The organism is Candidatus Tisiphia endosymbiont of Micropterix aruncella, assembly GCF_965178575.1.
GTDB lineage: Bacteria > Pseudomonadota > Alphaproteobacteria > Rickettsiales > Rickettsiaceae > Tisiphia.
The window spans coordinates 1,049,212-1,075,882 of record NZ_OZ238268.1 but is presented as its reverse complement, the minus strand read 5'-3'; the positions used below and the strand labels follow the sequence as shown (position 1 = coordinate 1,075,882).

Annotated in this window: 26 protein-coding genes and 1 tRNA gene; 13 read left to right on the top strand and 14 right to left on the bottom strand. The window is 33.1% G+C overall.

Annotation, left to right across the window (positions count from 1 at the left end):
- Positions 1–10 precede the first annotated feature (10 nt).
- Both ACN1AG_RS05350 and ACN1AG_RS05345 read left to right on the top strand, forming a co-directional pair.
- The gene (locus ACN1AG_RS05350) at positions 11–496 is read left to right on the top strand and encodes a hypothetical protein (protein WP_417904608.1); all 486 of its coding nucleotides are present in this window, start codon (positions 11–13) and stop codon (positions 494–496) included.
- Between the two features lie 102 nt (positions 497–598).
- Positions 599–675 (top strand) — tRNA-Ile (locus tag ACN1AG_RS05345).
- Positions 676–1,173: 498 nt separating this feature from the next.
- Here the strand turns inward: ACN1AG_RS05345 and uvrA are convergent.
- The gene (gene uvrA / locus ACN1AG_RS05340; RefSeq protein WP_417904607.1) at positions 1,174–4,041 is read right to left on the bottom strand and encodes an excinuclease ABC subunit UvrA; all 2,868 of its coding nucleotides are present in this window, start codon (positions 4,039–4,041) and stop codon (positions 1,174–1,176) included.
- 100 nt (positions 4,042–4,141) lie between these two features.
- Here uvrA and ssb point away from each other — a divergent pair, with 100 nt between their 5' ends.
- From ssb to ACN1AG_RS05320, 4 genes are all read left to right on the top strand, one after another.
- Complete coding sequence (gene ssb, locus ACN1AG_RS05335; protein WP_367364009.1) at positions 4,142–4,591, top strand: single-stranded DNA-binding protein; 450 nt, start codon at positions 4,142–4,144, stop codon at positions 4,589–4,591.
- A complete protein-coding gene (locus tag ACN1AG_RS05330) occupies positions 4,572–5,420 on the top strand; it encodes an alpha/beta hydrolase (protein ID WP_417904606.1) in 849 nt (282 codons plus the stop codon). The genes ssb and ACN1AG_RS05330 overlap by 20 nt, the downstream gene beginning before the upstream one ends.
- 72 nt (positions 5,421–5,492) lie before the next feature.
- Positions 5,493–6,197 carry a 7-cyano-7-deazaguanine synthase QueC gene (gene queC / locus ACN1AG_RS05325; RefSeq protein ID WP_417904605.1) on the top strand — a complete coding sequence of 235 codons (705 nt, stop codon included), beginning with the start codon at positions 5,493–5,495 and terminating at the stop codon, positions 6,195–6,197.
- Complete coding sequence (locus ACN1AG_RS05320; RefSeq protein ID WP_417904604.1) at positions 6,190–6,738, top strand: GNAT family N-acetyltransferase; 549 nt, start codon at positions 6,190–6,192, stop codon at positions 6,736–6,738. Before queC ends, ACN1AG_RS05320 begins: the two co-directional genes overlap by 8 nt.
- 263 nt (positions 6,739–7,001) lie before the next feature.
- On the opposite strand, the gene ACN1AG_RS05315 is transcribed toward ACN1AG_RS05320, so the two are convergent.
- From ACN1AG_RS05315 to ACN1AG_RS05300, 4 genes are all read right to left on the bottom strand, one after another.
- Positions 7,002–7,763 (bottom strand): 3'(2'),5'-bisphosphate nucleotidase CysQ family protein, encoded by a 762-nt coding sequence (locus ACN1AG_RS05315; RefSeq protein ID WP_417904603.1) that lies wholly within the window; start codon positions 7,761–7,763, stop codon positions 7,002–7,004.
- A 10-nt stretch (positions 7,764–7,773) separates the two neighbouring features.
- The gene (locus ACN1AG_RS05310; protein WP_417904602.1) at positions 7,774–8,607 is read right to left on the bottom strand and encodes a DUF2608 domain-containing protein; all 834 of its coding nucleotides are present in this window, start codon (positions 8,605–8,607) and stop codon (positions 7,774–7,776) included.
- The gene (locus ACN1AG_RS05305; RefSeq protein WP_417904601.1) at positions 8,591–9,487 is read right to left on the bottom strand and encodes a DUF2608 domain-containing protein; all 897 of its coding nucleotides are present in this window, start codon (positions 9,485–9,487) and stop codon (positions 8,591–8,593) included. The genes ACN1AG_RS05310 and ACN1AG_RS05305 overlap by 17 nt, the downstream gene beginning before the upstream one ends.
- A gap of 116 nt (positions 9,488–9,603) precedes the next feature.
- Positions 9,604–11,499 carry a hypothetical protein gene (locus ACN1AG_RS05300; RefSeq protein ID WP_417904600.1) on the bottom strand — a complete coding sequence of 632 codons (1,896 nt, stop codon included), beginning with the start codon at positions 11,497–11,499 and terminating at the stop codon, positions 9,604–9,606.
- A gap of 426 nt (positions 11,500–11,925) precedes the next feature.
- Between ACN1AG_RS05300 and ACN1AG_RS05295 the strand changes: the two genes are divergently transcribed.
- Positions 11,926–12,774 carry a DsbA family protein gene (locus ACN1AG_RS05295; protein ID WP_417904599.1) on the top strand — a complete coding sequence of 283 codons (849 nt, stop codon included), beginning with the start codon at positions 11,926–11,928 and terminating at the stop codon, positions 12,772–12,774.
- Positions 12,775–13,416: 642 nt separating this feature from the next.
- Here the strand turns inward: ACN1AG_RS05295 and ACN1AG_RS05290 are convergent.
- The 5 genes from ACN1AG_RS05290 to ACN1AG_RS05270 form a co-directional block, all read right to left on the bottom strand.
- Complete coding sequence (locus tag ACN1AG_RS05290) at positions 13,417–14,934, bottom strand: HlyD family type I secretion periplasmic adaptor subunit (protein WP_417904598.1); 1,518 nt, start codon at positions 14,932–14,934, stop codon at positions 13,417–13,419.
- 9 nt (positions 14,935–14,943) lie between these two features.
- Positions 14,944–16,701, bottom strand: coding sequence for a type I secretion system permease/ATPase (locus ACN1AG_RS05285; RefSeq protein WP_367364265.1), 1,758 nt, complete (start codon positions 16,699–16,701; stop codon positions 14,944–14,946).
- A 299-nt stretch (positions 16,702–17,000) separates the two neighbouring features.
- Positions 17,001–18,026, bottom strand: a complete 1,026-nt coding sequence (asd, locus tag ACN1AG_RS05280; RefSeq protein WP_417904597.1) for an aspartate-semialdehyde dehydrogenase — start codon at positions 18,024–18,026, stop codon at positions 17,001–17,003.
- Between the two features lie 294 nt (positions 18,027–18,320).
- Positions 18,321–18,671 carry an HIT domain-containing protein gene (locus tag ACN1AG_RS05275; RefSeq protein ID WP_417904596.1) on the bottom strand — a complete coding sequence of 117 codons (351 nt, stop codon included), beginning with the start codon at positions 18,669–18,671 and terminating at the stop codon, positions 18,321–18,323.
- Positions 18,672–18,945: 274 nt separating this feature from the next.
- On the bottom strand, positions 18,946–19,311 hold the full coding sequence (locus tag ACN1AG_RS05270) for a DUF2628 domain-containing protein (RefSeq protein WP_367364268.1): 366 nt from the start codon (positions 19,309–19,311) through the stop codon (positions 18,946–18,948).
- A gap of 90 nt (positions 19,312–19,401) precedes the next feature.
- Here ACN1AG_RS05270 and hslV point away from each other — a divergent pair, with 90 nt between their 5' ends.
- Genes hslV through ACN1AG_RS05255 form a run of 3 tightly spaced genes read left to right on the top strand, consistent with a single transcriptional unit; the run spans position 19,402 to position 22,843 of the window.
- On the top strand, positions 19,402–19,983 hold the full coding sequence (hslV, locus tag ACN1AG_RS05265; RefSeq protein ID WP_367364269.1) for an ATP-dependent protease subunit HslV: 582 nt from the start codon (positions 19,402–19,404) through the stop codon (positions 19,981–19,983).
- On the top strand, positions 19,980–21,320 hold the full coding sequence (hslU, locus tag ACN1AG_RS05260) for an ATP-dependent protease ATPase subunit HslU (RefSeq protein ID WP_367364270.1): 1,341 nt from the start codon (positions 19,980–19,982) through the stop codon (positions 21,318–21,320). The genes hslV and hslU overlap by 4 nt, the downstream gene beginning before the upstream one ends.
- Positions 21,321–21,322: 2 nt before the next feature.
- On the top strand, positions 21,323–22,843 hold the full coding sequence (locus ACN1AG_RS05255) for a YifB family Mg chelatase-like AAA ATPase (protein ID WP_367364271.1): 1,521 nt from the start codon (positions 21,323–21,325) through the stop codon (positions 22,841–22,843).
- 453 nt (positions 22,844–23,296) lie between these two features.
- On the opposite strand, the gene ACN1AG_RS05250 is transcribed toward ACN1AG_RS05255, so the two are convergent.
- Together ACN1AG_RS05250 and ACN1AG_RS05245 are read right to left on the bottom strand one after the other, a co-directional pair.
- The gene (locus ACN1AG_RS05250; protein WP_417904595.1) at positions 23,297–23,551 is read right to left on the bottom strand and encodes a hypothetical protein; all 255 of its coding nucleotides are present in this window, start codon (positions 23,549–23,551) and stop codon (positions 23,297–23,299) included.
- 117 nt (positions 23,552–23,668) lie between these two features.
- Complete coding sequence (locus ACN1AG_RS05245; protein WP_417904594.1) at positions 23,669–23,824, bottom strand: hypothetical protein; 156 nt, start codon at positions 23,822–23,824, stop codon at positions 23,669–23,671.
- Between the two features lie 390 nt (positions 23,825–24,214).
- Between ACN1AG_RS05245 and ACN1AG_RS05240 the strand changes: the two genes are divergently transcribed.
- A complete protein-coding gene (locus ACN1AG_RS05240; RefSeq protein WP_417904593.1) occupies positions 24,215–24,694 on the top strand; it encodes an HD domain-containing protein in 480 nt (159 codons plus the stop codon).
- A gap of 128 nt (positions 24,695–24,822) precedes the next feature.
- Here ACN1AG_RS05240 and ACN1AG_RS05235 read toward each other — a convergent pair whose 3' ends face one another.
- Positions 24,823–25,068, bottom strand: coding sequence for a hypothetical protein (locus ACN1AG_RS05235; protein WP_417904592.1), 246 nt, complete (start codon positions 25,066–25,068; stop codon positions 24,823–24,825).
- Between the two features lie 72 nt (positions 25,069–25,140).
- On the opposite strand from ACN1AG_RS05235, the gene ACN1AG_RS05230 reads away from it, so the two are divergent.
- Both ACN1AG_RS05230 and ACN1AG_RS05225 read left to right on the top strand, forming a co-directional pair.
- Positions 25,141–25,503 (top strand): helix-turn-helix domain-containing protein, encoded by a 363-nt coding sequence (locus tag ACN1AG_RS05230; protein WP_417904510.1) that lies wholly within the window; start codon positions 25,141–25,143, stop codon positions 25,501–25,503.
- Positions 25,475–25,846 (top strand): transposase, encoded by a 372-nt coding sequence (locus ACN1AG_RS05225; protein ID WP_417904591.1) that lies wholly within the window; start codon positions 25,475–25,477, stop codon positions 25,844–25,846. Before ACN1AG_RS05230 ends, ACN1AG_RS05225 begins: the two co-directional genes overlap by 29 nt.
- Here the strand turns inward: ACN1AG_RS05225 and ACN1AG_RS05220 are convergent.
- Positions 25,813–26,576 (bottom strand): IS5 family transposase gene (locus tag ACN1AG_RS05220; RefSeq protein WP_417904590.1). Its coding sequence is split into 2 segments (ribosomal slippage): positions 25,813–26,241 and positions 26,244–26,576, totalling 762 coding nucleotides; the frame shifts between segments, so codons are not numbered across the junction. The genes ACN1AG_RS05225 and ACN1AG_RS05220 overlap by 34 nt on opposite strands.
- Between the last annotated feature and the right edge of the window lie 95 nt (positions 26,577–26,671).

Here is a 26,671-nt window from a genome sequence, read left to right as displayed (position 1 = left end):
GTTATATACAATGCAAATCATATATTTTTTGAAGGCTACACCATTTTGGGTATACTTATTATTTGGTTACTTAATTTTTAGAGGGATTAAAGCAAGTAAGCAAACAGTTATATTACCATCAAGGTTATTTATTGCTCCTGTTGTTTTCTTGTTACTCTATATAAAAGGATTTTCTAATAATGTACAAGACTTAACATTATTTTGTATATTACTAATTATCTCAATTATTATTAATTGGCGATTTTTTGAAAAACCTCTTATACAGGTTAATAATAATTTAATAATTATTCCAGGCTCATGGCAACCTCTTATATTGATAATCATCATCTTTTCAATAAAATATTTTTTTGGATATATGAGAGCTGTAAATCTAGAACTAGCCCAGAAATATAAAATAATGGAATTAATAATATCAAGTTGGGTGTTGGGGGTCATGTTTTTTAAAGCAATATATTGTTATAGCTATGCAAACAAAATAAATAATCAGAAAAATTGACCCAAAAAGTCCTAAATTAATTAAAACTTTTTCAAGTGTTATAAAAATTTTACTAGACTTAGAAAGCTAATAATTATATAAACCTTAACTATCATTATAAGAGGGCCTGTAGTTCAGTTGGTTAGAACCCACCGCTCATAACGGTGTTGTCGCAGGTTCAAGTCCTGCCGGGCCCACCATTCTTCGATTTTAGTGCATTTTACGAATGCGTTAAATGGTGAACGTAGCGTAAAGTCTAGCTTTCCGTCTTTTAATTCTAGGTTACCAAACACTAAATTTATCAATTTACGTTTTCTCTCAATAGTAGTGATGTGGTTATACTTTTCCGGACAGTTAATACGAGACAATAAATTAACCTCAGTTCGATATAAGAATAATTATTATTCTCTGCACGCTCGATGTCATCCCTGCGAAGGCAGGGATCTAAAAATGTTTAAGCACTTAATCCTTTACTTCTTTAGACCTCTGCCTACGCAGGGGTGACATCACCCACAATAGAGATGATACTGGGTCTAGTATTAACTTGTTACATCGAATTCAGGTTAGGTAGTATTTACGAACAATACTACCTATAATCAAATATTATGAGCTGTATATTTTAATAATAAATGTCAAAAAGTGTTAACAATATTCTTTTAGGAATTTTATATTAAATGTGGCGGCTCATCGCAGCTACCTTAACACTGGTCTAGATAATGCTTTAAATATTGTCCAGTATAGCTCTCACTACAAGCAGCTATATCCTTTGGAGTGCCGGTAGCTACTATTCTACCGCCTTTATCTCCCCCTTCAGGTCCAATATCTATAACATAATCCGCTGTTTTGATAACATCTAGATTATGCTCAATAACTATAACAGTATTACCCATATCAACTAACTTATGCAGCACTTTAAGCAATTTATTAATATCATCTATGTGCAGCCCTGTTGTTGGTTCATCAAGTATATATAAAGTTTTACCGGTTGAGCGTTTTGATAACTCTTTAGCTAACTTTATTCTTTGTGCTTCGCCTCCAGACAAAGTGGTAGCAGATTGTCCAATTTTTATATAACCAAGTCCTACCTCATTTAAAGTAACAAGTTTTTCGTAAATTAGTGGTACTTTAGCAAAGAAACTCATTGCATCCTCAACAGTCATCCTAAGAACGTCAGCTATAGACTTATCCTTATATTTAACTTCAAGGGTTTCTCTATTATATCTGTCACCATTACAAACATCACATTTTACATAAATATCAGGTAAAAAATGCATTTCTATTTTAATCAGACCATCACCTTGACATAATTCACACCTTCCACCTTTAACATTGAATGAAAACCTACCAACTTTATAACCCCGTGCTTTTGCAGTGGGTAGTTCAGCAAACCAGTCTCTAATATGGGTAAACGCACCAGTATAAGTTGCTGGATTTGACCTTGGTGTGCGACCTATTGGTGATTGGTTTATATCAATAACCTTATCAATATATTCAAGACCTTTAATTGACTTATATTCTCCTGGAAAATTTTTTGAAGAGGGTTCTAAAAATTTTAAAGCTGCTTTATATAAAGTGTGAATTATTAAACTTGATTTACCGCTACCTGATACCCCCGTTATTGCTGTAAAACTGCTCAGAGGAATTGTAATATTAACATCCTGTAAATTATTAGAAATAGCCCCAGTTAATGCTATGACCTTACCCGCAGGTGATACTCTAGTATTTGTTGGCACTTCAATAGATTGTTTACCGCTTAAATAGCTACCCGTTATACTATTGGGACATTGTTTAATTTCCTCAATTGTTCCTTGAGCTATTATATGTCCACCGTGAATACCGGCACCTGGTCCGACATCTATAATGTGATCCGATTCGTACATTGTCTCTTCATCATGCTCAACAACAAGCACTGTATTACCAAGGTCTCGAAGATTCTTTAGAGTTTCTATTAATCTAGCATTATCACGTTGATGCAAACCAATTGAGGGTTCATCAAGTACATACAACACACCACTAAGCCCTGAACCAATTTGCGATGCCAAGCGAATACGCTGACTTTCTCCACCAGACAGAGTTCCTGATTCTCTAGACAAAGCAAGATAATCAAGACCAACATTCATAAGAAATTGTAATCTTTCCTTGATTTCCTTTAATATGCGTTCGGCGATAGTCATTTGTCTTTTATTGAACTGTTTGTCTAATTGATTAAACCATTTTTGTAGTTGTAAAATACTCATGGTAGATACTTGTCCAATATGCATATCAGCGATTTTAATACAAAGAGACTCCATTTTTAGCCTATAACCTTCACAAGATGTGCATTTGTACTCTGCTTTATATTTTAATAATTCTTCTTTTACTAAAGAAGAATCAGCCTTACGCTCCTTTTCTTGTAAGCTAGGTATTATTCCAGCAAAAGGTTGCTGTACGACCTGAGATTTAGAACCATCATGATACTGAAATTTTATAACATCGTCACCTGATCCATGGAATAATACTTGTTGTATAGTATTTGGTAGTTCTATAAAAGGAGTGTCTAATGAGAACTCGTAATGATTTGCTAAAGCTTTTAATGTTTCTAAAAAAAACTTTGAGGATATTTTTCCCCAAGGTGCTATAGCTCCATCTTTAATACTAATTCTGCTATTTGGAATAATTAATTCTTTATCAAGACACAATTCTGTGCCGATACCCTCACACTTAGGACAAGCACCAAATGGGCTATTAAAGGAAAAAATTCTTGGTTCTATTTCAGTAATTTGGAAACCAGAAACTGGACAAGAATATTTTTCTGAAAAAATGATTCTCGAGCCTTTAGTAAGGTTGGTTTCTAATCCGTTTGGTAGGTCAACAATTTCAACATATACTATACCATCTGCCAACTTAAGAGAGATTTCCAAACTATCTGCAAGCCTGTTACCTAAATCATCTTCTAGAGAAATCCTATCAACAATTACTTCAATATTATGTTTTTTATTCTTATCAAATTTTGGAAGATTATCGATTTCATAAATTTCATTGTTAATGAATAATCGCCCAAAACCCTGTTTTTTAAGATCAAGCATTTCACGTCTGAATTCACCTTTTTGTCCTCTGATAATTGGAGCTAATATGTATAATTTAGTACCCTTAGGAAAATTATGAATGGCATCTATCATCTCTGAGATGGTCTGATTCTTGATTGGTAGACCTGTCGCTGGAGAGTAGGGTACTCCTACCCTTGCATATAATAATCTTAAATAATCATAAATTTCAGTTATAGTACCCACTGTAGAACGAGGATTTTTAGATGTGGTTTTTTGATCAATAGCTATTGCAGGTGACAAACCAGAGACCGATTCAACATCAGGTTTATCCTGAAGGTGTAAGAATTGCCTAGCATATGAAGATAAACTTTCAACATATCTACGTTGTCCTTCTGCATAAATAGTATCAAAAGCTAGTGAAGATTTTCCAGAACCACTAAGCCCTGTAATTACTACAAACTTATTTCTTGGAATATCAACATTTACATTTTTTAAATTATGCTCCTTAGCACCACGGACTTTAATATATTCTTGTATCATAATTTGTTATAAATTTTTAAGGAACTTTCAAAAAACTTGTAGCATTATAGGTTGTTTTGAATTACTATTGCAATAGTAATTTTTAAATAGGTAATGATCTGTGGCTGGTAGTTTAAATAAGGCAGTATTAATAGGTAATTTAGGGCGTGATCCAGAAATTAGGCACACGGCTGATGGTAAAGAGATAGCAAGTTTCAGTATTGCTACTTCTGAGACTTGGAAAGATCGTGCTACTGGAGAGAAGAAAGAAAAAACCGAATGGCATAGAATAGTAGTATTTAACGAAGGTTTGGTGTCTGTTGTAAAGAATTATGCCAAGAAAGGCACTAAAGTTTATTTAGAAGGTAATTTACAAACTAGAAAATGGGTGGATAACCTTGGTCAAGAAAAATATACAACAGAAATAGTATTACAAAATTTTAACTCACAATTTATATTGTTAGACTCTAAAGGTAGTGGGGCTAACTCCCTAGATTCTATTGTACCAAAAAGCACAGTTGGTAATAGTAACTTTGACCATAGTGATCTAGATGATGAAATACCTTTTTAAAATTGTTCTACTTTCTATATCCCTGTTGTTTTCTGCGTGTGTTTCATCTATAGATACTAGGATTGAGGAGGCAGATAAGGTAGCCTCAATAAACCACTTTGAGAAAAGACTAGTTAAGGCTGGCGATTTTGTTATTACAACTTACCAACGTGTTTCAGATAAAGATAGCCCTTACGTATTTTATATTGAGGGTGATGGCAGCATTAGTATAGGGCGTTACGCAGTTTCTAGCAATCCAACCCCTTCCAAGATTATGTTGCTTAAGCTTGCAGCTCTTGATACTAGACCTAATATAGTTTATATAGCTCGTCCGTGCCAATATACGCCAGTAGAACTTAACCCCAATTGCAGTCAAATTTATTGGACAGACAAAAGACTTGCCAAGGAGGTTATAGAATCAACAAACATAGTAATAAATAGTATAAGTAATGGTAAACCAGCTAGTTTGGTTGGTTTTTCCGGAGGTGGTGGAGTTGCTGTCTTGGTTGCAGCAAGAAATAAGCATATTAAAGATATAATAACTATAGCTGGTAATCTTGATATTGAGAATTTCAGTAAACATCATGGGATATATGCATTAAAGGAGTCATTAAATCCCATAGATTATGCCATAAAAATTAGCAATATTCCGCAATTACATCTTTCGGGAGCTAAGGATGCAATAGTACCGAGTAAAATTATGCAGGGCTATATAAAAGCTAGTTCTTCAGATTGTATACAACAAAAGAGTTTCCCTAATATTACTCATACCAAAGGTTGGGATAAGGTGTGGCAGGATGTGCTAAAAATTAATCTTACCTGTGGGTATAACAAGAAAATGGGGGCGTAAAATAACAAAACCAATTCGATATAAGAATTATTAATTCTCATATCGAATTGAGATTAATCATGGGAATTTTTTATGCAGAAGGCAGTAGCTTTAGTTAGTGGCGGTGCAGATTCAGCCACAGTACTAGCAATGATGGAAAAAATGAATTACGAAATTCATGCCATAAGTTTTAACTATTCTCAACATAATAATATTGAACTTGAGAAAGTTAAAGAGTTAGTTAAGGACTATAATATCAAACAACATAAAATTGTAAATATTGATTTACGTAGCTTTGGCGGATCAGCTCTTACTGATGATGCCATAGAAGTACCAAAATATAAAGATCATAGTGATTTAGAGGATAATATACCAATCACTTATGTCCCAGCACGTAATACTATATTTTTAAGTTATGCTTTGGGATTTAGTGAAATAATAGGAGCCTTTGATATTTTTATGGGGGTACACGCAACTGATTATGCTAATTACCCAGATTGCCGTCCAGAGTACCTAGACGCTTTTGAGAAGCTTGCTAATCTTGCAACTGCGGTAGGAGTATTGGGTACACGAATTACCATTCATGCTCCCTTAATAAATATGACAAAAGGGCAAATTATCAAAACCGGCCTAGAATTAGGAGTAGATTACTCCAAAACAATTTCTTGTTATGACCCATATAATGGGTTATCTTGTGGGACATGTCATGCCTGCTTACTTAGACTTAAGGCCTTTGAAGAAAATAATACAATTGACCCAATTAATTATAAAAGTAAATTCGCTTCTACGTATGCTTAATCGTTCTATATACCATCAATTTCCTATGTTAGACCTAGACAACATAGTGCTGAAAGAATTAACTAGTGATGATTCAGAAGACTATTTTGGTTATATGAGTAAATTAGAGATGCTCCCTTTCTTGACAGATAGCAACAGTCCATCAACTATCCCACAAGCTGCTGATGAACTAAAATATTGGTCTAGCTTATTTCATCACCAGAGAGGATTTTACTGGGGTATTTCCCTTAAAGATAATAATAAACTTATAGGTACGGCTGGGTTTAATACTGTTTCTACAATGCACCTCAAAGCAGAAATAAGCTACGATCTTGATCCTGCATTTTGGGGTAAAGGAATTATGCTAAAATCTATCAAAGCTATTTTAAGATTTATAGAATATGCTGGTATTGTTCGAACCCAAGCTACTGTAATAAATGACAACATACGTTCAATTAATGTTTTGGAACGATGTAATTTTGTCAAAGAGGGGTTGCTTAAGAAATATGAAATTGTTCAAGGAGTGCATAGGGATTATTATATTTACGCTAGAGTGCTTTAGGTTTCTGATATTTTCAACCTAAAACAAATCACCTTGATGTAAGATATCGGTTTAATAGCCTAGGGTGTCCCTGCACCTTTGGATGTCACCCCTGGTGTAGGGCAGGGGTCTAAAAATTGCCAAGAAGACTACTCAACCTTTTTAGATCCCAGCTTTCGCTGGGATGACATAATGGCGGCAGGGGTGACATCACCCCTAATGGCGATGATTACTTGAGCCTACTATTAATTTATTACATCAATAGTTGAGATTATAAATCAATATCAAAACGAAGTAAAGATAGGGAAATATCGACTATAGGCATAGAAATGAGGATTTTGGAAGTTATTCTTTTGATAAACTAATTCATTTCCATCTAGATCCACAATATTTCCACCACTAGCTTTAATTAACGCATGCCCCGCTGCAATATCCCATTCCATAGTTGGGCCAAACTTGGGATAAATATCCGCCTTTCCTTCTGCTACTAAACATAATTTAATTGAACTTGGTATAGTAACTATTTCAGTAATTAGATGTTTCTTTAGGAACTGCTTGGTATCTGCATTTGACGTATGTGAGCTAACAACAGCCCTATAATGAGTTTTAGGTAGGGCATCAAAGCTTGTTTCTACGCCATTTTGTTCAATTCTTAAAGCATTATTAGCATCTGTATAATGTAATTTTTGCACGGATGGTTGATAGATAAAACCAATGATAGGCATACCATTTTTTATCAATGCAATATTTACTGTATACGTATCCTCACCTTTTATATAACTTTTTGTACCATCAATCGGATCAATCAACCAAAATTGATTGCCATTCAAAGCAATTATATCTCTTTCTTCACAAATTACAGGAATATTAGGTGCTAGGTCCTTTAAACCATTATATATAAAGCTACTAATTTCCTTATCAGCATTTGTCACGGGAGAATTATCATCTTTATAAGAAACTATTAACCCTAAATCTCTTCTAATTAGAGCAATCCCACCAGCTTCAGTAATTAAACTTTTTAAAGACTTAATTAAATTAAGCATCATTTATTATTCATCATTTGCTATTTGTTATAAATTGTTTAGCCTCATCATCTTCTAACCACTTTCCTGTTTTTAATAATATTTCCTGTTGAAATTTCACTATATCCTCCTGTGGAGTGCCTTGTAATTCTGTAACGGCTAAATATTCTACCCCATAACAATCTAGATCAATTGTTCTGAGAAAATTATCTATGTTATCTAATTCACTTTGTTTATTCTCAAAGATTATAATGTTATTAGGTAAAATATTTGTGATACTCATAAACTCACGTAGTGCCTGAGCTTTATTTAGATAGTCGGTAAATATTATACCTTTATGAAAAATTGGTGACCTTTTATCAGTTTCATCAAATTTTAATATTTCTTTATTATTAACTTTATCAGTAAATTTAATACCGAGGCTACTTAGCTGCTCATATTGCCATTCCTCATAATTTTTAATCAGTCTACATGCTGGGTTAATTTTAGTAAACCCAAAAACCAAAGCCCCTGAACTTTTCAGTTTATCGATAAATTTTGGCCAACTAGCTTCTACTAACATAACTTGTCTTTGCAATAACAACTTAGCAATTATCTCATCCATATTAGAATGATATTTTGCCAAACTTGCCAGCTCTTCAACAAACCCTCTATAAGGATTAGCATAACGAAACATCTTAGACTTAGGCGTAACTATTGTATCATCAATATTGATTAGCACTAAGCTAGATGCATCAATTTTTTCAAGTAAATTTTTTATCGTAACAGAATCTATAGAATAAGTGGGAATCATTATTGCATAACCTGTATATGGTAACATGATAAAAATTAACAATAATTTTAATAAAAAGTTATTTTTTATTATCATACGGATTTACACTCTCTTGATTCTTAACTTTGATTTTGCCATTGCTTCTTTTTACTGCATTTACCTTATTAACCAATTCATTAAGTGATTTTTTTAAATCACGAGAATTGAATAGTGATTCTTTTTGGTCAGATAATTTATAATTATAACCAATAAACATCACATTATCGTCATAATTTCTTAGTTGACTTTCCATTGCGGTCAACTCATTGGAATTTCCATCAACCATTATTAAAACTTTTGGCATAAACTTCACTTCTATTAAAAAATTTAATATCAACTGAAATGAAGCATTATTATTACTACTCAATATACCCTGATAAAACGTCGGATAAGTATTATCAAAAGGCTTCATATCATTAAAAATAAGATAATTATGTTGTGGGAAACTATTGGACAAATCAATATTAAATTTCTTTAAATACTCAGCCTCCCATATTTCTAGCTTCTTTATATTGTTAAAGTTACCAGTTAAACCATGATCACTCACAATTACGGGGCTACCTTTATCCATTATATTCTTTATAAAATTAGGCAAATTGACATCTAATAACTCATTTTTATACTCTGTAAGCATTATTGTATCAAAATAAGTATCCTTTGATGGTCTAACTGATTTGAATATTTCCTGTAGCTTAGATAATTCATTTTTATTCAATTGGATAATTGGGGGGAAAAATGATTTGAATATAACTTTTTCTCTACCCAAAACCATTAAGATATCTTTAGGGGAATAATTATTGCATAATTCTTCATAGTCCTTATTTATTTGGTCTAAACTATCAGTATCAATAATCTTACCATTTGCTATTAAAGGCAATAGTAATATTATGTAAGCAATGAGTTTATATGTTTTAAATTTAATTCTTCTAATTAGCATAGAAATTGCTCTTATTTTTTGTTTATAGCAAAAGTAGTTGCCCTACATCTTTTTATGTCATGCGTAGGTCATCGTTTTTAAAACCTTCAATTATTAATTCTTATCCCAAATGGGGGTTAATTGAGGTTAGTATATTCATTTAGAATTCTCTTGATATTATTGAGCATGGTAAGTTCATTTTTCTTTCTAGTAAATACATAATATATTATTTTACTTATAGTGGTGCGTTTTTTAACTTGCATAACCAACTCTTGTTGAACAATTGTTCGAATTGTAGTTAGATTACCATTCATTAAAAATTGTGATAAAAGTTGAAGCTGTTCAACGCTAAAATTTGTTAGTAATATTCTAATAATTATCGTAACATAACCTGAAGGAGTTGTTATACTAGTTCTCCTGACATGTTTTTTAAAACTTAAACTAGATGTTTTATTTAAATATTTGTCACTAAAAATTTCTACAAAATTTATTTCACATAATTGTTTTTTTACTTCTAACCTTTCTTGTTCAATTAGTCTTAACGTTTTAACTGAAATAACATTGCTATTTATCTTATAATCAGCTGCGATTTTACATGTTATTACCTGTTGTACAAACTCTGCATAATTTAGATCTTTTTTTAATAATGAAATAATATTTTTAAATAGCAACTGATACCTAGTTTTTAAAGCATTTTTAGTAAAACTATCTAAAGAAGCATATCGTTTGATAATTTTAACTTCAAGTTTTGCAGAAAATTTAGACTCAATAGAAGAAATCATTAAAGAAATAGTATGACCACTTTGGATATTTTGAGTTAACCTTTTTCTAATCTGAGCTAGTATATAATTCAGATCAGAATCTTCTGTTATATTGAGTATCCTGATAGCATCTATATGCTTTGTAATATTAATTAAAATTTCATGCATAAAGACATTTTGCTTGAGTAAAAATCTTTCTATTATAGCGAACTCTGCATTTTCTATCTGATGTATTATTGCATTATAATTTTCAAATAATACTGAAAGCTCATACCCTGAATTATTAAGTTTACTGAAACTCTTCCTAAATTTTGACTCATCATGTATTCTTAGCAAAATATGGTTTATAGTCTGAGATTTAATACATAAATCTTTTATCCTATTATATAAGCAAATTAACTTAGCATTGGTTAACTCCATCAATACATTGTGATCATCTATTAAAAATTTAGTAATTTTTTTAAAAATGTATCTGTAATCTATTGTGTTCTCTTCTTTCAGTGTTAATAATAGACTTCCTGCATAAATCAATCTAGTTGGTGATTTTGTCGTCGAAACTCGCCTTCGCTCCTCACGTACGTCTGTGTACGCTGCGGTACTCGGCTTCGTTTCTTCTAAAAATCCCTCAACTATTTTTGACTTATGCAGGAAGTCTAATATATTGGCATGAAATAACAATGGAACAGATTCTTTCTTTATGTCAATGGTAGAATCAATTTGCCATAATTCTTTAATGAGCAACAATTGATCTAAAAGTAGATTTTGTTGCTCAAGCGATAAATTATCTAAATTCAAAACAATTGCAGTCGCCTGTAGATTATTTATAACATCTTGATTTTTAACATCTTCAGTTATTAATATACAACAATGCTGTACAAAGTTTCTAGCTAAATCCATTACTGGTTTTAGTGCCTTATTATTTTCTTCATGATATAAAGTGGAAGAACTTTTTAAGCAATCAACCAGTTGATTAAGAGAAGTAACAAAATTTGTTACCTCTTCCATTTGATATTTTTGTTGCTTTAATGCCTCAATAGAGAGAGGTCCGTAATGCTCAAGAACAGAAAGCAAGTTCTTTTGACTATCTAGACTAAGATAATCAAGCAAGTCACTATTCTGTTGTAGAATCTTTATAATATTAAAAGTACGCAAAGACTTTTTTAAAGTACTAGGATACTTGTAAGACAGGATGCATTCAGAGCTTAAAGAGACAAAACAGCCTTTTAATCTTTCTGCATACTTACTAATAACCTTAGTATTAAAATCTTTCATAATTAATTTTCTTATCGTGTTATTCAGTATCTAGGGAGGAGAATCAATTAACTAATCGGAACATAAATTATACGGATGTATACCAATTTCATGCTTCCATCAAGCATTATATCAGTATCATCATGGTATCCAAATATATTTCTCACTTCTTGGGGTTTTTCGGGTTAGCTATATAAAAGCCCACATTACTCGAAAGTTATGCGGGGGTTCAAGTCATTATAACAATATTTTTATTTTAACTAATAGTATTTTTGCATTTATTAGAAAAAATATTTATAGTATACAAATTAATTATTTTGTTACGAAAAGTAAAATTTTTATTGCTTAAACACCAGTAAAACCTTATTTTTATAAGGACTTCTCATAAGAAATATAAAATCCTGAAGAGTAAAGTATTTAATTTAACTTAAAACTATATCCAAACTTATGCATAATATCCTTATCATTATAATTTCATTATTGTTAATATCATGTTCGGAAGAAAGTGATAAATCTAATAATAAGAACGAGCAACCTGATAATAAGGTTGAAGTGACTCAGGAAAAAGCTCCACAAGAAGAAAATAATGACAACCTTGCCAATGATAAATGGAACACAATAGTAAATCCTCAAGATAGTCCGGCTTCAACTAATACGGAAGAACCTCTAGATATGGTAGAGGATTCTGCTACTAACTCTACTGATATAAGTGATGTTAGCTTGAAACAGATGCCTTATAAACCAACTTTCAATGTTAGCCAAAACGATATAGTTCTTGGTAATATTAAGGCAACTGTAGTGGTAGTTGAGTATTTTTCTCCAACTTGCCCACATTGTGCTTATTATCATGAAAAAATTCTACCTGAACTTAAAAAGAAATATATTGACACCAATAAAATTGCTTATATAATTCGTGAATTTATCGGTAATAAGCAAGATTTAGATGCAGCAATTTTAGCACGTTGTCCAAATGATCTAGATAGTTTTCTTAAATTCCAAAGTGTAATACTAGCACAACAAGATAAATGGGGCAGTAGTAATAGATATCGTGAGTTACTAACAAATATAGCTCAAATTGGTGGAGTATCCGCAGAAACTTATGCTAAATGTCTTAGTGATAATCAAATTGTTGAAACATTACTTGCCAATACTAACCTTGCTGCTAGTTCACAAAGTTTTGTTGGTACACCCGCATTTTTTGTTAATGGCATACTAACAAATGGATATACTTTAGAAATCCTTTCTAGGGTAATTGATAAAACGTTAGAAAACTCTAGTATCAAATCCGAAAATTAATATATACTCAAATGATTTGAAGAATTGGGACAATAAACAAGGGGTGAGCAAACGGAGCGTAGCTGATACCATAGTACCCTACATTTTTCTATAATCGTCATCGCGAGGCATCTTTAGATGCCGTGGCGATCTAGGTAAACAGCGAAGCTGTTTTTTCTAGTACACTTCGCGTATCTTGGATTGCCGCGTCGCCGCTTTCAGCGACTCCTCGCAATGACGTATAGGGAAGCTGTATTTACTAACTTTCGACAGTTATGGCTGAATACCCCGTAAGTATTTGCTAAACCAATGCTTCAAAGCAGAAGAGTATACACTTACTTAATCTCAAATATCGATATAACAAGTTAATACTAGGTTCAGTATCATCCCTGTTAAAGGTGATGTCACCCCTACTCAGCCATTATGTCATCCCAGCGAAAGCTGGGATCTAAAAAAGTAGCCTAGAAGGATGTTATACCATTTCCCATTATTAACTACGCTAATACTACAGTTGTAGTTAATACCCAGAGCTGTCATTCCCGCGTAGGCGGGAATCTAAAAAAATAGCCTAAAAGACTATTAAACATTATTAGATCCCAGCTTTCGCTGGGATGACATCGTTTTTGGCTAAGAACATTAACATATAGCTACCCTCTAGCGATATCATTTCTCTTTAAATGCTCTAAACATCGTATCAGTAATAGGATCAAGTAAATATTTCAGGAGAGTCCTTGTGCCAGTGACAATTTGAACTTCCGCTTGCATACCAGGATGTAACTCTAACTTTTTAGCTTTTGCAATCTTATTAAACTCATCCATATCAATCTCAATTCTAGCGATATAATAAGTGGTAGGATCTTGAGTTGGATTTTTGTCTTGTACAATATCAGGAGATATTTTAACAACTTTGCCAGTAAATAACGGCGTTGTTCTAGATTTAAAAGCACTGAAGCGAATTTTTGCTACCAAGCCTTCATGCACTGAATCTATATTCTTGCTTGGAACTTTTGCTTCTATTACCAAACTATCATCAGTTGGAGAAATCTCTAGAATCGGATAACTTGGTGAAATCACCTGTCCTATTGTATGATAGTTCAATACATTTATAATACCATCAACTGGTGATTTAATAACTACTCGATTTAAAGAGTCCTGATGTGCATTAAATGCCTCTTTAAAACGAGCTACTAGCTCTTGTGTCTCTTTTAGTTCAGTCAGAGTTTTCTCTGTATATTTATTTTGTAAGCTAATAATGCTAATCTCACACTCTGTAATCGAATGTTTAATAGATGCAATATCAGCTTCTGCCATAGCTATGTCACTTTTGTACTGTGCTTCTTTAGCTTCGAATTCCAATAAAGCGGCTTTATTAGCAAAACCTTTTTCATGCAATGTATGCATTGCCTTTAAACGATCCTTAACAACCTCTAGAGTTTTTATATTTGCAACTTTTTTAGCCTGCGTACCTTCGATTTTTTTATTTAATTGCTCGATCCTTTGATGTAAGGCATTTTTTTCACTTTTATATACTTCTTTTTTAGACTGAAATAAACTTTCTTGGGTATGTATAATCCTTGCTATTTCAGGTAAATTATCTTTGGTTAATAATTCTGGAAATTCAATCTGAGCTTGATTATCTCTCTCGGCAATTAAACGACTTTCCGTTGCTAAAGCATGTCTATATTGGCTTAAATTACTTTCATATGCTGACTTAATTTTTGTATCTTCTAGCTCTATTAATTTATCACCTTCTTTAACTTGATCACCTTGTTTAACAAAAATATTAGCTATAATCCCACCTTCTTGGTGATTAATTGTCTTCTTATTACCACTCGTTATAACAACACCCAGTGCTGTAGCAGCACTATCAAGGGGAGCAAAACTGCCCCATACTCCTCCAACTAATACAAAAAAGATTATTACATATACCCCAAAAAGAATGGGGGATCTAGCAATTTGCACTACATCATTGCGATCAACATCATTATTTTTAGTAACAAAATTGACGAAACGATCAAGATAATATAATGTATTTTTAATGGCATTAGAAATCTTTACTATTACCTTTTGTGATACAATAGCTCCCTTTGTTTTTTTCGTGTGTGTTAAATCATTTTGTAGCGACAAAAGCTGTTTAAGTTGCTCCGCTGTAAATGCCGGCTTATTGTTCTTTTCTTCCATATTTAAAACTTATTCATTAATGTGGATTACACCACTTTGTAACAGTTTAACTCGATTTTGCATTTCTTCTTGAGTGCCATAAAGAGCTACCGCCCCATCTTGTAATACCAAAATCTTATCTACCACCGATAATACAGAAGGTCTATGAGAGATAACAACTACAGCAATACCCCTAGATTTTGCTTGCTTTAAGCAATTTGACAGGGCTATTTCACCCGCTTCGTCAAGATTTGCATTAGGTTCGTCTAAAATAAGCAGTTTAGGATTACCATAAAATGCTCTAGCAAGACCAACACGTTGTTTTTGTCCGCCAGAAAGATTAGAACCTGCTGTTCCAATATCTGAATCATAACCATCAGGTAATCTTAAGATCATTTCATGAGCCCCAGCAATTTTAGCTGCCTCAATTACTTTTTCCGGATCAGCATTTTCAGTCATCCTAGCTATATTCTGCTTTATACTACCACTAAATAACTCTATTCCTTGCGGCAAATACCCTACATGTTTGCCAAAGTCTTCCCTGTTCCAACGGTAAATTTCTCCACTATCAAGCCTAACAGTCCCTGACGATGCTTTCCATACCCCAACTAAAACTTTTGCTAAAGTTGACTTACCTGCTGCAGAAGGCCCTATAATTGCTAATATTTCACCAGGCTGCACCGCAAAGGACACTCCCTTTAAAATATATCTTGGTATTGGTGGTTGTGGTATATGTGGAGGAATTGGTATCGAATAATAAATATTTTCCACAGTTAAATGTCCTTCGACATTTGGAATTGGCATTGCTTCTTCTCTTGATTTATACGAAGCAAATAATTGATTGATATTTTTATAAGATTTTATAGCCCCGCTCATACTTTTCCATAACTCAATAGCGTTATCAAAAGGGGCTAAAGCTCTACCAACTATAATGGAACTCATAATCATACCACCAGTAGTCATATCTCTTCCTGAAGTATGAACAACAACATAAGCACCAATACCAGTTACCAGCATTTGCATAACATTACGGATAAATCTTGAAAAATTAGAAATAGCACCATTACGGTAGCTAGCAATTGATTGCTTCTCCAAAGAAGCAATATTAAATTGATGCCAATTTGCCGTAACATTTTTCATCATGCCCATAGCTTCTACAACTTCTGAATTTCTATTGGCGATGTCAGCTTGCGTCATACCCTTTATAGAAAATTCAGTAGCTTCACCGAGAGTTTTATTAGTTGCAGCTGCATTAAAGAAAGCCGTAGATACAATAATAATAGCCCCAACTAATGTAAGGATTCCAATATATGGATGAATTAAGAAAATTACTATTATGTAGACAATACTCCAAGGAGCATCAAATAAAGTATTAATACCAGTGCTAGTTAGAAAGGTTTTTACTGTTTGGAAATCACGAAGTAACTGACTAGCACCCATATTAGTACGAGTTGCAGAGGCTGAAATAGAGTGACCAAAAATTACAGGAGCAATTGTTTTATCCAACCATTCACCAACTTTAATTAGGGTGAATGATCTAGCAACTTGCAATAACCCATAAATAAAATAGATCGTACCAATAATAATAGACAACCACATTAATGTAAATAAGTTACCACTTCCTATAACCCGATCAAGAACTTGCAAGGAATAAAGAGGCGTTATCAACATTAACAAGTTAATAACAAACGCAAAACTAAAAACTATCCAAAATGCAATTTTGCACTTCTCAAGAGCAGTAGTTAGGGGATTTATTACTTGAGATACTAATGCACTATTATTTCTCATATTACCATTGTTATATTATATTTTTCTGAATTATAATCTATATCATCTAACACAAATTAAATTATCCTGTCCTGATAATAGTAGTTATCCGAACCTGACGGCTTCCCAGCTCTATTATATTTTTTTACTGCTGATTAGTAAAAATTATACTATTTGTAATATTTTTATTGAACTCTACACTATACGCAAAATAAATAATATGGCAACCTCTTTATTAGACTTAGAGCCTAAAAGTAATATAAATAACCTAATTAACCTGAATTCGATGTAACTTGTTAAATCGAATTCAGGTTAATTAATTACTTTTTCGATAAATATCCTTTTATCAATTCCTCAGCGATTTGCACAGCGTTTAAAGCTGCTCCTTTACGTAAATTATCTGCTGTAATCCATAAATTAATGGTATTTTTTTGACTATGATCATTTCTAATTCGTGAAACATAAACAAAATCTTTACCAACAACATCTATGGGAGGAACATATTGTGTTTTATCCAAATGAGAATTAACTACAATAGAGTCTGATTCTTTTAGTATTTCTTCTATTTCTTTAGCATCTATCTTTCCACTAAACTCAACATTAACTGAAATAGAATGACCAACAAACACCGGCACTCTCACGCAAGTTACACTAGATTTAGCATGTGATCCTATAATTTTTTCTAATTCCAAGGAAATCTTAGATTCTTCACTAGTAGAACCATCTTCATTAAAACTACCTATATAAGGAAATAAATTAAAAGCTATTTGCCTAGGAAAAATTTTAGGAGTGATGTCACTAAAAACATATTTTGCCTTAGTTTGCTCGTAAAGTTCATCCATTCCTCTTTTCCCTGCTCCTGAAACCGACTGATAAGTCGATATCACCATTCTCTTAATCTTTACTGCATTATCCAAAGGCTTTAATACAGTAGCTATAGGAGCAGTACAACAATTCGGATTAGCTATAATATTTTTAATAGTATAATCTTTTAGGCTCGCTAGATTGGCTTCTGGAACTATCAAAGGAACATCAGAATCAAGTCTGAAAAATGACGATTTATCGATAGCTATGCAACCTTGCTCGACAACCTTGGGTATATATTTCATTGATATTTCTGATCCAGCTGCAAAAAAAGCAATATCTATTTTACTAAAATCTACACTATCTATATCAAATATTTTTATACTATCTTCCCCAAAACTAACCTCTTTACCTTTAGATTCACTCGATGCTACAGCATAGAGCTTATTAATTGGAAAACACCTCTCAAACAAAATCTCTAAAGTCTCACGTCCAACATTACCCGACGCACCAATTACCGCAATATTATATTGTTTTGTCATCTACATTTATCTTTTTATCATTCTTATATATCTGTTAGTATATGTCATTCCCTAATTTTTAACCTATAGTTAATTCAGTTGGATTTGCTACTAGGCGTGAGGAACACAACTGTCGAAAGTTTACAAATACCTATACCACAGCGTCATTGCGAGCGTAAGCGAAGCAATCCAGGAAACAATCTATAGATAAATGATGTTACTGGATTGCTTCGTCGGTCTTGCGACCTTCTCGCAATGACGTATAGAGAGGCTGTATAGCGATCGAACAACGACGTAGCAAACCAAATCAATTGACTATATCAGCTTAGAAATAGTTTTCCCCCCTATAATATGGAAATGAAAATGGAACACACTTTGTCCAGACTTTACCCCTTTATTAGTAATCAAACGATAGCCATCTTGATCTAAACCAACTAGCGAGGCAATATAGGATAGTTTGGTGAAATAATCTTTAATTTCATCGCTAGAAGCTTTAAGGATAAAATCACTATAGTCAATATACTCCTTTTTTGGTATAATTATTATATGTATTGGTGCTACAGGATTTATATCATTAAATGCTATTAGATTATCATCTTCATATATTATATCTGCTGGAATATCTTTACCAATAATTTTTATAAAAACATTATTCTTGTCATACATAAATCATTATACTCTCATTATTTATTATTTACTCCCAAATACTATTAGCAACACAGATGTTGGTAATAGTTGACCTCAAGTATTGATGTAATAAATTAATAGTAAGCTCAAGTAATCATCACCATTAGGGGTGATGTCACCCCTGTTGCCATTATGTCATCCCAGCTTTCGCTGGGATGACACCCTAGGCTATTAAACTGATGTCTTACATCAAACTGAGGTTAGTTGATGACATCGGGCTATTAAATTGATGTCTTATATCAAACTGAGATTACTATAACACATTTTTTTCATCCACTAAGCGTTCTAAAAATTTTAATTCAGCTTCTATCTCAGATTTTGCTAATATTATGTCTGTAAGCTGGTATTTCTTTTTTTGCAAATCATATTCTCTCATATCATCGCTGAAAAAACCAAATATTAACATAATGGCGAATTGACTTACAGAAATAAAATTAGTACAACCTAAATTTGATATAATAATACTTAATATCAAAGTAATTATTAGTGGTAACCACATTCTATGATAGAATGCCCAAAACACGCTTAAAAACGCAGCAAATAATGAAAAACCTTGCTTGATAAGAATAAAATCGTTATCCTTTTTTTGAGGATTAACATATATTGAATAAATATTCATAGGAAAGTCTTGTAATTACGATATTAAATGATTACTTAAATACCATAATAATAAACAAATAGCCAAACATCAATATTTAAAAGATTCTTTATGTCAGATAACTCGCCCGGCCCTGTCACATTACACGGGACTACTATACTTTGTTTAAGAAAAGGGGGGAATGTTGTAATCGCAGCGGATGGTCAGGTCTCCCATGGTAATACAATTTTAAAATCTACAGCAAAAAAATTAAGAGTCATGTTCAATAATAGTATTATTGCTGGCTTCGCTGGATCTACTGCAGATGCTCTAACTTTATTTGAAAAATTAGAATTAAAGTTGGAGAAATATTCGTATCAGTTACTGAGAAGTGCTGTAGAACTGGCAAAAGATTGGCGTAGCGATAAATATTTACGTAAACTTGAAGCAATGATGATCGTTGCAGATCAAAAAAATATATTAATTTTAACTGGTAATGGCGATGTAGTTGAACCTGATGGTGATGCTGCTGCCATTGGCTCTGGTGGATTATATGCACTGTCTGCTGCTAGAGGTTTAATGTCTTTTGACAATGACCTAACTGCAGAAGAGATTGCTTTAAAATCAATGAATATTGCAGCTGATATCTGTGTTTTCTCTAATCATAATATTATTCTAGAAAAAGTTAAAGTAGAAAAAGTTAAAGTTATATGAGTATTAATCTTAAAAAAAAATCTATGGGATTAACTCCCGCTAAAATCGTAGCTGAACTTGATAGATTCATTGTTGGGCAATATAAAGCTAAAAAAGCTGTTGCGATAGCGTTGCGGAATCGCTGCAGACGTAGGAATGTAGACGAACCACTTCGTCAAGAAATCGTGCCAAAAAATATTTTAATGATAGGACCAACTGGCGTAGGTAAGACTGAAATCGCTAGGCGACTTGCTAAGCTTAGCGGCTCACCATTTCTTAAAGTAGAAGCAACAAAATTCACTGAAGTAGGATATGTTGGACGAGATGTTGAGTCAATAATACGAGACTTAGTGGAAATAGCTGTTAACACACAAAAAGCTAATGCTAAAAAAGCAGTGATTGCTAATGCAAATTTAAAAACTGTAGAAAGGATTTTGGATGCTTTAGTCGGCAAATCAGCATCAACTGAAACTAGAGAAAAATTCTGTCGCAAGCTTGAAAAAGGTGAACTTGACAATACTGAAATTGAAATAAATATAACAGATTCAGGGGGCTTATTTGGTAGTAGTAATTTTGAAATTCCTGGTATGCCAGGAGCGGCCATGGGCGTCTTAAATATTTCTGATATGATCGGCAAAGCTATCGGTACTAATAAAACAAAAACTAAGAAAATGCTGGTTAAAGATGCTCTTTTAATTATTTCTGCTGAAGAGTCAGAAAAATTGATCGATCAAGAAAAAATTACTCAAGATGCCTTAGTGCTAGTACAAAATGATGGTATAGTATTTTTGGATGAAATAGATAAAATCACCTCAAGATCTGAGGGAAAAAGTTCAGAAATTAGTAGAGAAGGAGTGCAGAGAGATTTATTGCCTATTATTGAGGGTACAACAGTTAATACAAAACATGGTCCTATAGAAACTGCTCATATATTATTTATAGCATCAGGTGCTTTTCATTTATCAAAACCATCTGATTTATTACCTGAATTGCAAGGAAGGCTACCTATTAGAGTAGAGTTAAGCTCACTCACTAAGGACGATATGATAAAAATTTTAATTGAACCAGAATCAAGTTTAATAAAACAATATTCAGCCTTAATCGCAACCGAAGGGGTAAAATTAAAATTTACTGATAATGCAATAGATAAAATTGCTACTTATGCAGCAAATGTTAATTTAGAAGTTGAAGATATTGGAGCAAGAAGATTACATACTATTCTAGAAAATTTATTGGAGGAGATAAGCTTCAATGCAAGTGATACGAAAGAAAAAGAGATAGTTATTGACGAACATTTTGTCGACCAGCAATTATCAAAAATTATCAAAAATCTTGATCTAGTAAAATTTATTTTATAGAAATGATAGTTCACCTTGGTAGTTTAACTTTTAGCGGTATAGATATTATCGATGTTGATGTGCAAGTACAGATATCACCAGGGATACCTAATTTTACTATAGTAGGACTTGCTGATAAAACTATTGGCGAGTCTAAAGAACGAGTTAGAGCAGCACTTTCTTCAATAGGTCTTGCCTTGCCTGCTCAAAAAATACTGATAAATTTAGCTCCAGCTGATTTGGTTAAAGAAGGTAGTCATTTTGACCTTGCTATTGCTTGTGCTATACTTAGCAGCATGAAAATTTTGCCAGCTGAGGAAATACAAGAATATCTAGTAATAGGAGAATTATCTCTAGATGGTTCTATTCTGCCTGTCAGCGGGGCTTTACCTGCTGCTATTGGAGCTTTGGCTAGAAATAAAGGGCTAATTTGTTCAAAATCTAATGGTCAGGAAGCTGCATGGTCTGGCAATAATAATATTTTAGTAGCAGGAAATTTAATAGAGTTAGTTAACCATTTTAAAGGCTCACAAATATTATCATCACCTGAATTAGAAATTGACACTACTATAATAAATTACCCTGACTTTAAAGATATCAAAGGACAGAAAGTAGCCAAGCGAGCTTTAGAAATAGCGGCCTCTGGTGGTCACAATCTATTAATGCTTGGTCCACCTGGTACTGGCAAATCTATGTTGGCACAATGTATACCTGGTATATTACCCAAAATGCGACCCGAAGAAATATTGGAGTGCAGTACTATAGCAAGCGTTGCAGGCAAGCTAGCAAACGGGAAACTATCAAGAGCTAGACCTTTTCGTACCCCCCATCACTCATGCTCGATAGCAGCGATGGTCGGCGGTGGAGTCGGTAAAAGAGTAAAACCTGGAGAGATCTCGTTAGCACATAACGGAGTGTTGTTTTTAGACGAATTACCAGAATTTCCACCTAACGTTATCGAATCTTTAAGGCAGCCAATTGAAACCGGAGAAATACTAATTGCTAGAGCAAATTCGCATATAAAATATCCGGCCAACTTTCAGCTAATAGCAGCAATGAATCCTTGTAAATGTGGTTATTTAAGCGATCCTCATAAAGCATGTTCTAAATCTCCAAAATGTGGGAGTGATTATCAGATGCGAATTTCCGGCCCTATCATGGATCGATTTGATCTACATATAGAGGTAGGATCTATCGACTCATATAACTATAATTTAATAGAAGATGATACAGAAGAAGAATCAGGGCAGATAGCACACAGGGTCGAAATGGCTCGTAATATTCAACAAACTAGATATGAAGGATATAATATTAAAACAAATAACCGTTTGGACGGGCAGTTGCTGATCGAATATGCATTACCAGTGGATGATGGTAAGGATTTACTTAATGAAGCCGCGACAAAATTTCGTATATCCATGCGTGCCTATAACCGTATCTTACGGGTTGCAAGAACCATAGCAGATCTAGACGCTTCTTCCAACGTCCACAAGATACACATTGCTGAAGCACTAAACTATAGAAGAATGGGGAATAGCTTTTGAATTAACCATTAGTTGCACTTCTGTATACTGCTATGATTTCAAGAGTTGATAGACGATAGTATAACTTCAAGAAGAGCTAGCAGTAGCAAAGTCGAGCGGCGTAGCGTATATGAGTAACGGAGCAGCCTCGATCTTTAGCGTGGGAACGCCAATTCTTGAGGTTCTACCTGAATATAAGATGAAAGTGCGACATGAAAAGTCGATTAAAGTAATTGATTAATGGAGGAGAGCAAATGCTTAATTCTAATTAATCCTGACGTTCTTCCGTCAGAGCCTATCATATCTAGCGTCCTTGCTAACTTTGCAATTTTTACCTTTTTCCTAAAAATACCATCTGATCTAAAGCGTTTCTAAAGTAACAAATTTTAAATCCATATAACAACTCTATCGCTTTTAAAAACAGCCTTATGTTGTCCTTTCAACCAATAAACTAATTTCTTTAGCCAAATCTACCTATTTTGCTGAGCTATTTGGTGTTGATATATTTTGGCTTGTTTGCTCTTTTAGTAGTTTACTTTTTTCTTCTATTGAATTAAGAAAGAAATAAGTGAAGGTTAGGAAACCAACTAAAAGTGGTATAAACACAAAGAGAATTGCTTTTAGTTTTCTAGCTGATTCTTCACGATCCAGTCGTTTTTCTCTTTCTTCTTCTGTTTTAACAAATTTATTATCGGTATTTCTGCCAGTATCTAAATTATCTTTTGACATTTCTATAATCTAAGAATCTCATTAGTTGCATAGTAGCATAATATTATTATCTTGCAAAATGTTTTCTACATTTCTTTTATTTATCCTAAAAAGCTGATAATAATTGCTAAATCAATGTCACAGTGCATAAGATGATTCCTTTCTATAATCAATACCAAATTGATCAATTCTTTGTAACATAGCACTAGTATTTTTATAAGTATAATCACTAAAATATTCATCCTGCATTAAAGCAACACGTTTTGCAATATTATTCGCAGCTTTTATTCCCATAAACTTGTAGTTTTCTTATTATTGCATAATTAAGCAGTTTTTAGCTTTTTAACTTCTGCTGTTTAATTTGGTCTTCACTTTTTACTAGAGTCGCCAAATCCGCTACCCACTCAAATTTACGCAATTCTTTCATAATCGGTATTACAAACTTAATATAGTTTTATTATAAATTGAAATATTATTATTGTTTTTCTAACAAAAATTCTATATAATTTGTAGTAATTTTACTGAGACTTAAGGCTAGGTGAACATAAAGGAAGCAACTGTCTGTTTATATAACAATAAAATTAAAAAATATTGCATCTTTTTTAAAAATAGATAAAAATCCTTGGTAATAATTTATATTTTAGTTTAATCTATAAATTGAATATAAAAATATTATGGTTTTTTATGGAAGAAGAAGAGATTAATTATTGGGACAACTCACAATATGAATCTTGTCAATATGCTACTAGGTTACTGAGTAAATTACGTAAGATAAATGAGGAAGTAAACCGACCAATAGATATTGATGAGGTTAGAAAGGCTATTTATTACGCCAAAAAATATCATGGCAGCCAAATGCGGCAATCAGGAGAGCCTTATTACTCTCATCCAATAGAGGTAGCATATATGATTTCTGATTATCTTTTTCGCACTGACATTATTGTTACCAGCATACTACATGATACCATCGAAGATACAAAACTTACCGAAAAAATGATTGCCTATATCTTTGGGGAGAAGGTTGCTAGTCAAGTAGAAGCTTTGACTAGGGTAAAGCCTTATGGAAAGATTAGCTCGGCGGAAACATTAGATATATTACTTCAACAAGAAAAATATGATGTGGCATTGATTAAAATTTTTGACCGGATTCACAACTTACGTTAATTCGGGATAAGGATTAGTAAAAATAGCAGACATATATACACTACGAAGAGCAATTAATGTATGAATTCACAGAAATGCAATTTATACATATCCAAAATCTTGTATTAGTTATAGCTAAAGCATTTTTACTAATCCTTATCCCGAATTGACGTTGTATGTGCGTCAAGATAAGGTGCATTAATCTTATGGGTGAAAGTCCTGTTATGGAAGGAGTAGCTAGCTCCACCATATAGCGAGTCTTGTGCTGCTGAAGGTAACGACAGTAGTAAAGCGTAGACAGCGAAACAATCGAGCCGAAACCAAAAGGTGAACGTGATAGCCCCGAAATAGTCGGTAGTAGTGAGAGCTGATACTTGATACAGGGTAGTAAGCAATAGAATACTGGAGGTTATATAGTGAAAGACATTGAATTAGGTGAGTTTATATGATATAAATAAGAGAAAAAAATGTCAACAAGCCCATATAGTCAAGATTTAAGAGAAAAAGTAATAAATTATATAGAAAAAGGTAATAGTCAAATATCTGCTGCTAAGATATTTGATATACACAAGAATACAATTAATCGTTGGAAGGTAAGGAAGAAAAAAGAAGGAACAATATTAGCAAAAGCGAGATTAGGATTTAAAAGTAAAGTTGACAAGCAACAATTAGAAGAATTTGTCAAAAATAATTCAAATATTACGCTAAAAGATATTGGTAAGAAATTTGGGATTACAGGCACTCAAGTTGGAAGAATATTAAAGAAGTTAGGCTATAGTTATAAAAAAAACCTTCAGCTATTTGGAAGCAAGTGCAGAGAAACGATCTGAATATTTAGAAAAGGTCAGTAAATATGACAAAGAGCAAATGGTGTATCTTGATGAGAGTGGTATAGATAGGACCATTTGCCAAGATAGAGGTTGGGGTAAGATAGGAGAATTGTTGGTTGGACAAAAAAGTGGTAAACAGTATCAAAGAACTAATATCATAGCTGGTTTGGTAAATAATAAGCCGATAGCCCCTTTTGTGTTTAATGGAACTTGTAATACAGAACTATTTAATAATTGGGTTGAGAAGTTTTTAATTAAAGAATTAAAAGCAGGACAGGTTGTAGTACTAGATAATGCTAGGGTGTGTCATCAATTGAGGCAAATTACCATGGAAACCATATAAACAGCTCCTAAAAAGTTCTGAGATGTTTTGTCATATCGTGTTGCGATAGCTCTATATTGCTTCAATTTTGCAAAAAAGTTCTCAATCAAATGCCTAGCTTTATAAAGATCCTTATCATAATTAGCTGGATTCACACGATTCTTCTTTGGGGGAATCACAACTGTACATCCCTTATCTTTCAGCTTATCTCGCATACGTGCATCGGCATCATAAGCCTTATCAGCAAGTACAGCATCCGCTTTCGTCAATTCATTCATCAAAACATCAGATCCTTGCAAATCATGAGCTTGACCCGGGGTAAGATGGAATCCCGTTGGATTCCCTAGAGCGTCACATGTGGCATGGATTTTAGTACTCAGCCCCCCTTTACCTCGTCCAATTGCTTGGTCATCCTCTAACTCTTTTTTTTAGCACCAGCACTATGTTGATGACTCCTAACAATGGTTGAATCAATCATGGCATACTCGTTATCAGCATCTTTAGCCAACATCTCAAAAACCTTTTTCCACACACCTGTCTTGCTCCACCTTGAATGACGTAGGTGAATCACTCGAAAATCTCCAAAACGTTCAGGTAGGTCTCTCCAAGGTATACCAGCCCTATATCGATACAAGACTGCTTCTACAAATAGGCGATTATCCTTGGCTGTTACACCAACAGACTCTTTCCTTCCAGGTAGGTTATCTTTAATCCGATCCCATTGATCGTCACGTAGAGCATATCGACGCATAGAGAAAATTTATTCTTAATTTTTTCTCTATTACACAACAAATAAACGCTCCTGTCAACTTAATTGATGACACACCCTAGTCAATATTATGTTAG

What these genes read in the sequence shown, in the direction of transcription:
- queC (WP_417904605.1), top strand. Translation starts at nt 5,493, where the DNA reads ATGCAGAAGGCAGTAGCTTTAGTTAGTGGCGGTGCAGATTCAGCCACA.
- ACN1AG_RS05230 (WP_417904510.1), top strand. Translation starts at nt 25,141, where the DNA reads ATGTCAACAAGCCCATATAGTCAAGATTTAAGAGAAAAAGTAATAAAT.
- ACN1AG_RS05310 (WP_417904602.1), bottom strand. Translation starts at nt 8,607, where the DNA reads ATGATAATAAAAAATAACTTTTTATTAAAATTATTGTTAATTTTTATC.
- ACN1AG_RS05305 (WP_417904601.1), bottom strand. Translation starts at nt 9,487, where the DNA reads ATGCTAATTAGAAGAATTAAATTTAAAACATATAAACTCATTGCTTAC.
- hslU (WP_367364270.1), top strand. Translation starts at nt 19,980, where the DNA reads ATGAGTATTAATCTTAAAAAAAAATCTATGGGATTAACTCCCGCTAAA.
- ACN1AG_RS05330 (WP_417904606.1), top strand. Translation starts at nt 4,572, where the DNA reads ATGATGAAATACCTTTTTAAAATTGTTCTACTTTCTATATCCCTGTTG.
- ACN1AG_RS05320 (WP_417904604.1), top strand. Translation starts at nt 6,190, where the DNA reads ATGCTTAATCGTTCTATATACCATCAATTTCCTATGTTAGACCTAGAC.
- ACN1AG_RS05275 (WP_417904596.1), bottom strand. Translation starts at nt 18,671, where the DNA reads ATGTATGACAAGAATAATGTTTTTATAAAAATTATTGGTAAAGATATT.
- hslV (WP_367364269.1), top strand. Translation starts at nt 19,402, where the DNA reads ATGTCAGATAACTCGCCCGGCCCTGTCACATTACACGGGACTACTATA.
- ACN1AG_RS05245 (WP_417904594.1), bottom strand. Translation starts at nt 23,824, where the DNA reads ATGGGAATAAAAGCTGCGAATAATATTGCAAAACGTGTTGCTTTAATG.
- ACN1AG_RS05270 (WP_367364268.1), bottom strand. Translation starts at nt 19,311, where the DNA reads ATGAATATTTATTCAATATATGTTAATCCTCAAAAAAAGGATAACGAT.
- ACN1AG_RS05300 (WP_417904600.1), bottom strand. Translation starts at nt 11,499, where the DNA reads ATGAAAGATTTTAATACTAAGGTTATTAGTAAGTATGCAGAAAGATTA.
- ACN1AG_RS05350 (WP_417904608.1), top strand. Translation starts at nt 11, where the DNA reads ATGCAAATCATATATTTTTTGAAGGCTACACCATTTTGGGTATACTTA.
- ACN1AG_RS05250 (WP_417904595.1), bottom strand. Translation starts at nt 23,551, where the DNA reads ATGTCAAAAGATAATTTAGATACTGGCAGAAATACCGATAATAAATTT.
- asd (WP_417904597.1), bottom strand. Translation starts at nt 18,026, where the DNA reads ATGACAAAACAATATAATATTGCGGTAATTGGTGCGTCGGGTAATGTT.
- ACN1AG_RS05240 (WP_417904593.1), top strand. Translation starts at nt 24,215, where the DNA reads ATGGAAGAAGAAGAGATTAATTATTGGGACAACTCACAATATGAATCT.
- ACN1AG_RS05290 (WP_417904598.1), bottom strand. Translation starts at nt 14,934, where the DNA reads ATGGAAGAAAAGAACAATAAGCCGGCATTTACAGCGGAGCAACTTAAA.
- ACN1AG_RS05295 (WP_417904599.1), top strand. Translation starts at nt 11,926, where the DNA reads ATGCATAATATCCTTATCATTATAATTTCATTATTGTTAATATCATGT.
- ACN1AG_RS05255 (WP_367364271.1), top strand. Translation starts at nt 21,323, where the DNA reads ATGATAGTTCACCTTGGTAGTTTAACTTTTAGCGGTATAGATATTATC.
- ACN1AG_RS05315 (WP_417904603.1), bottom strand. Translation starts at nt 7,763, where the DNA reads ATGATGCTTAATTTAATTAAGTCTTTAAAAAGTTTAATTACTGAAGCT.
- ACN1AG_RS05285 (WP_367364265.1), bottom strand. Translation starts at nt 16,701, where the DNA reads ATGAGAAATAATAGTGCATTAGTATCTCAAGTAATAAATCCCCTAACT.
- uvrA (WP_417904607.1), bottom strand. Translation starts at nt 4,041, where the DNA reads ATGATACAAGAATATATTAAAGTCCGTGGTGCTAAGGAGCATAATTTA.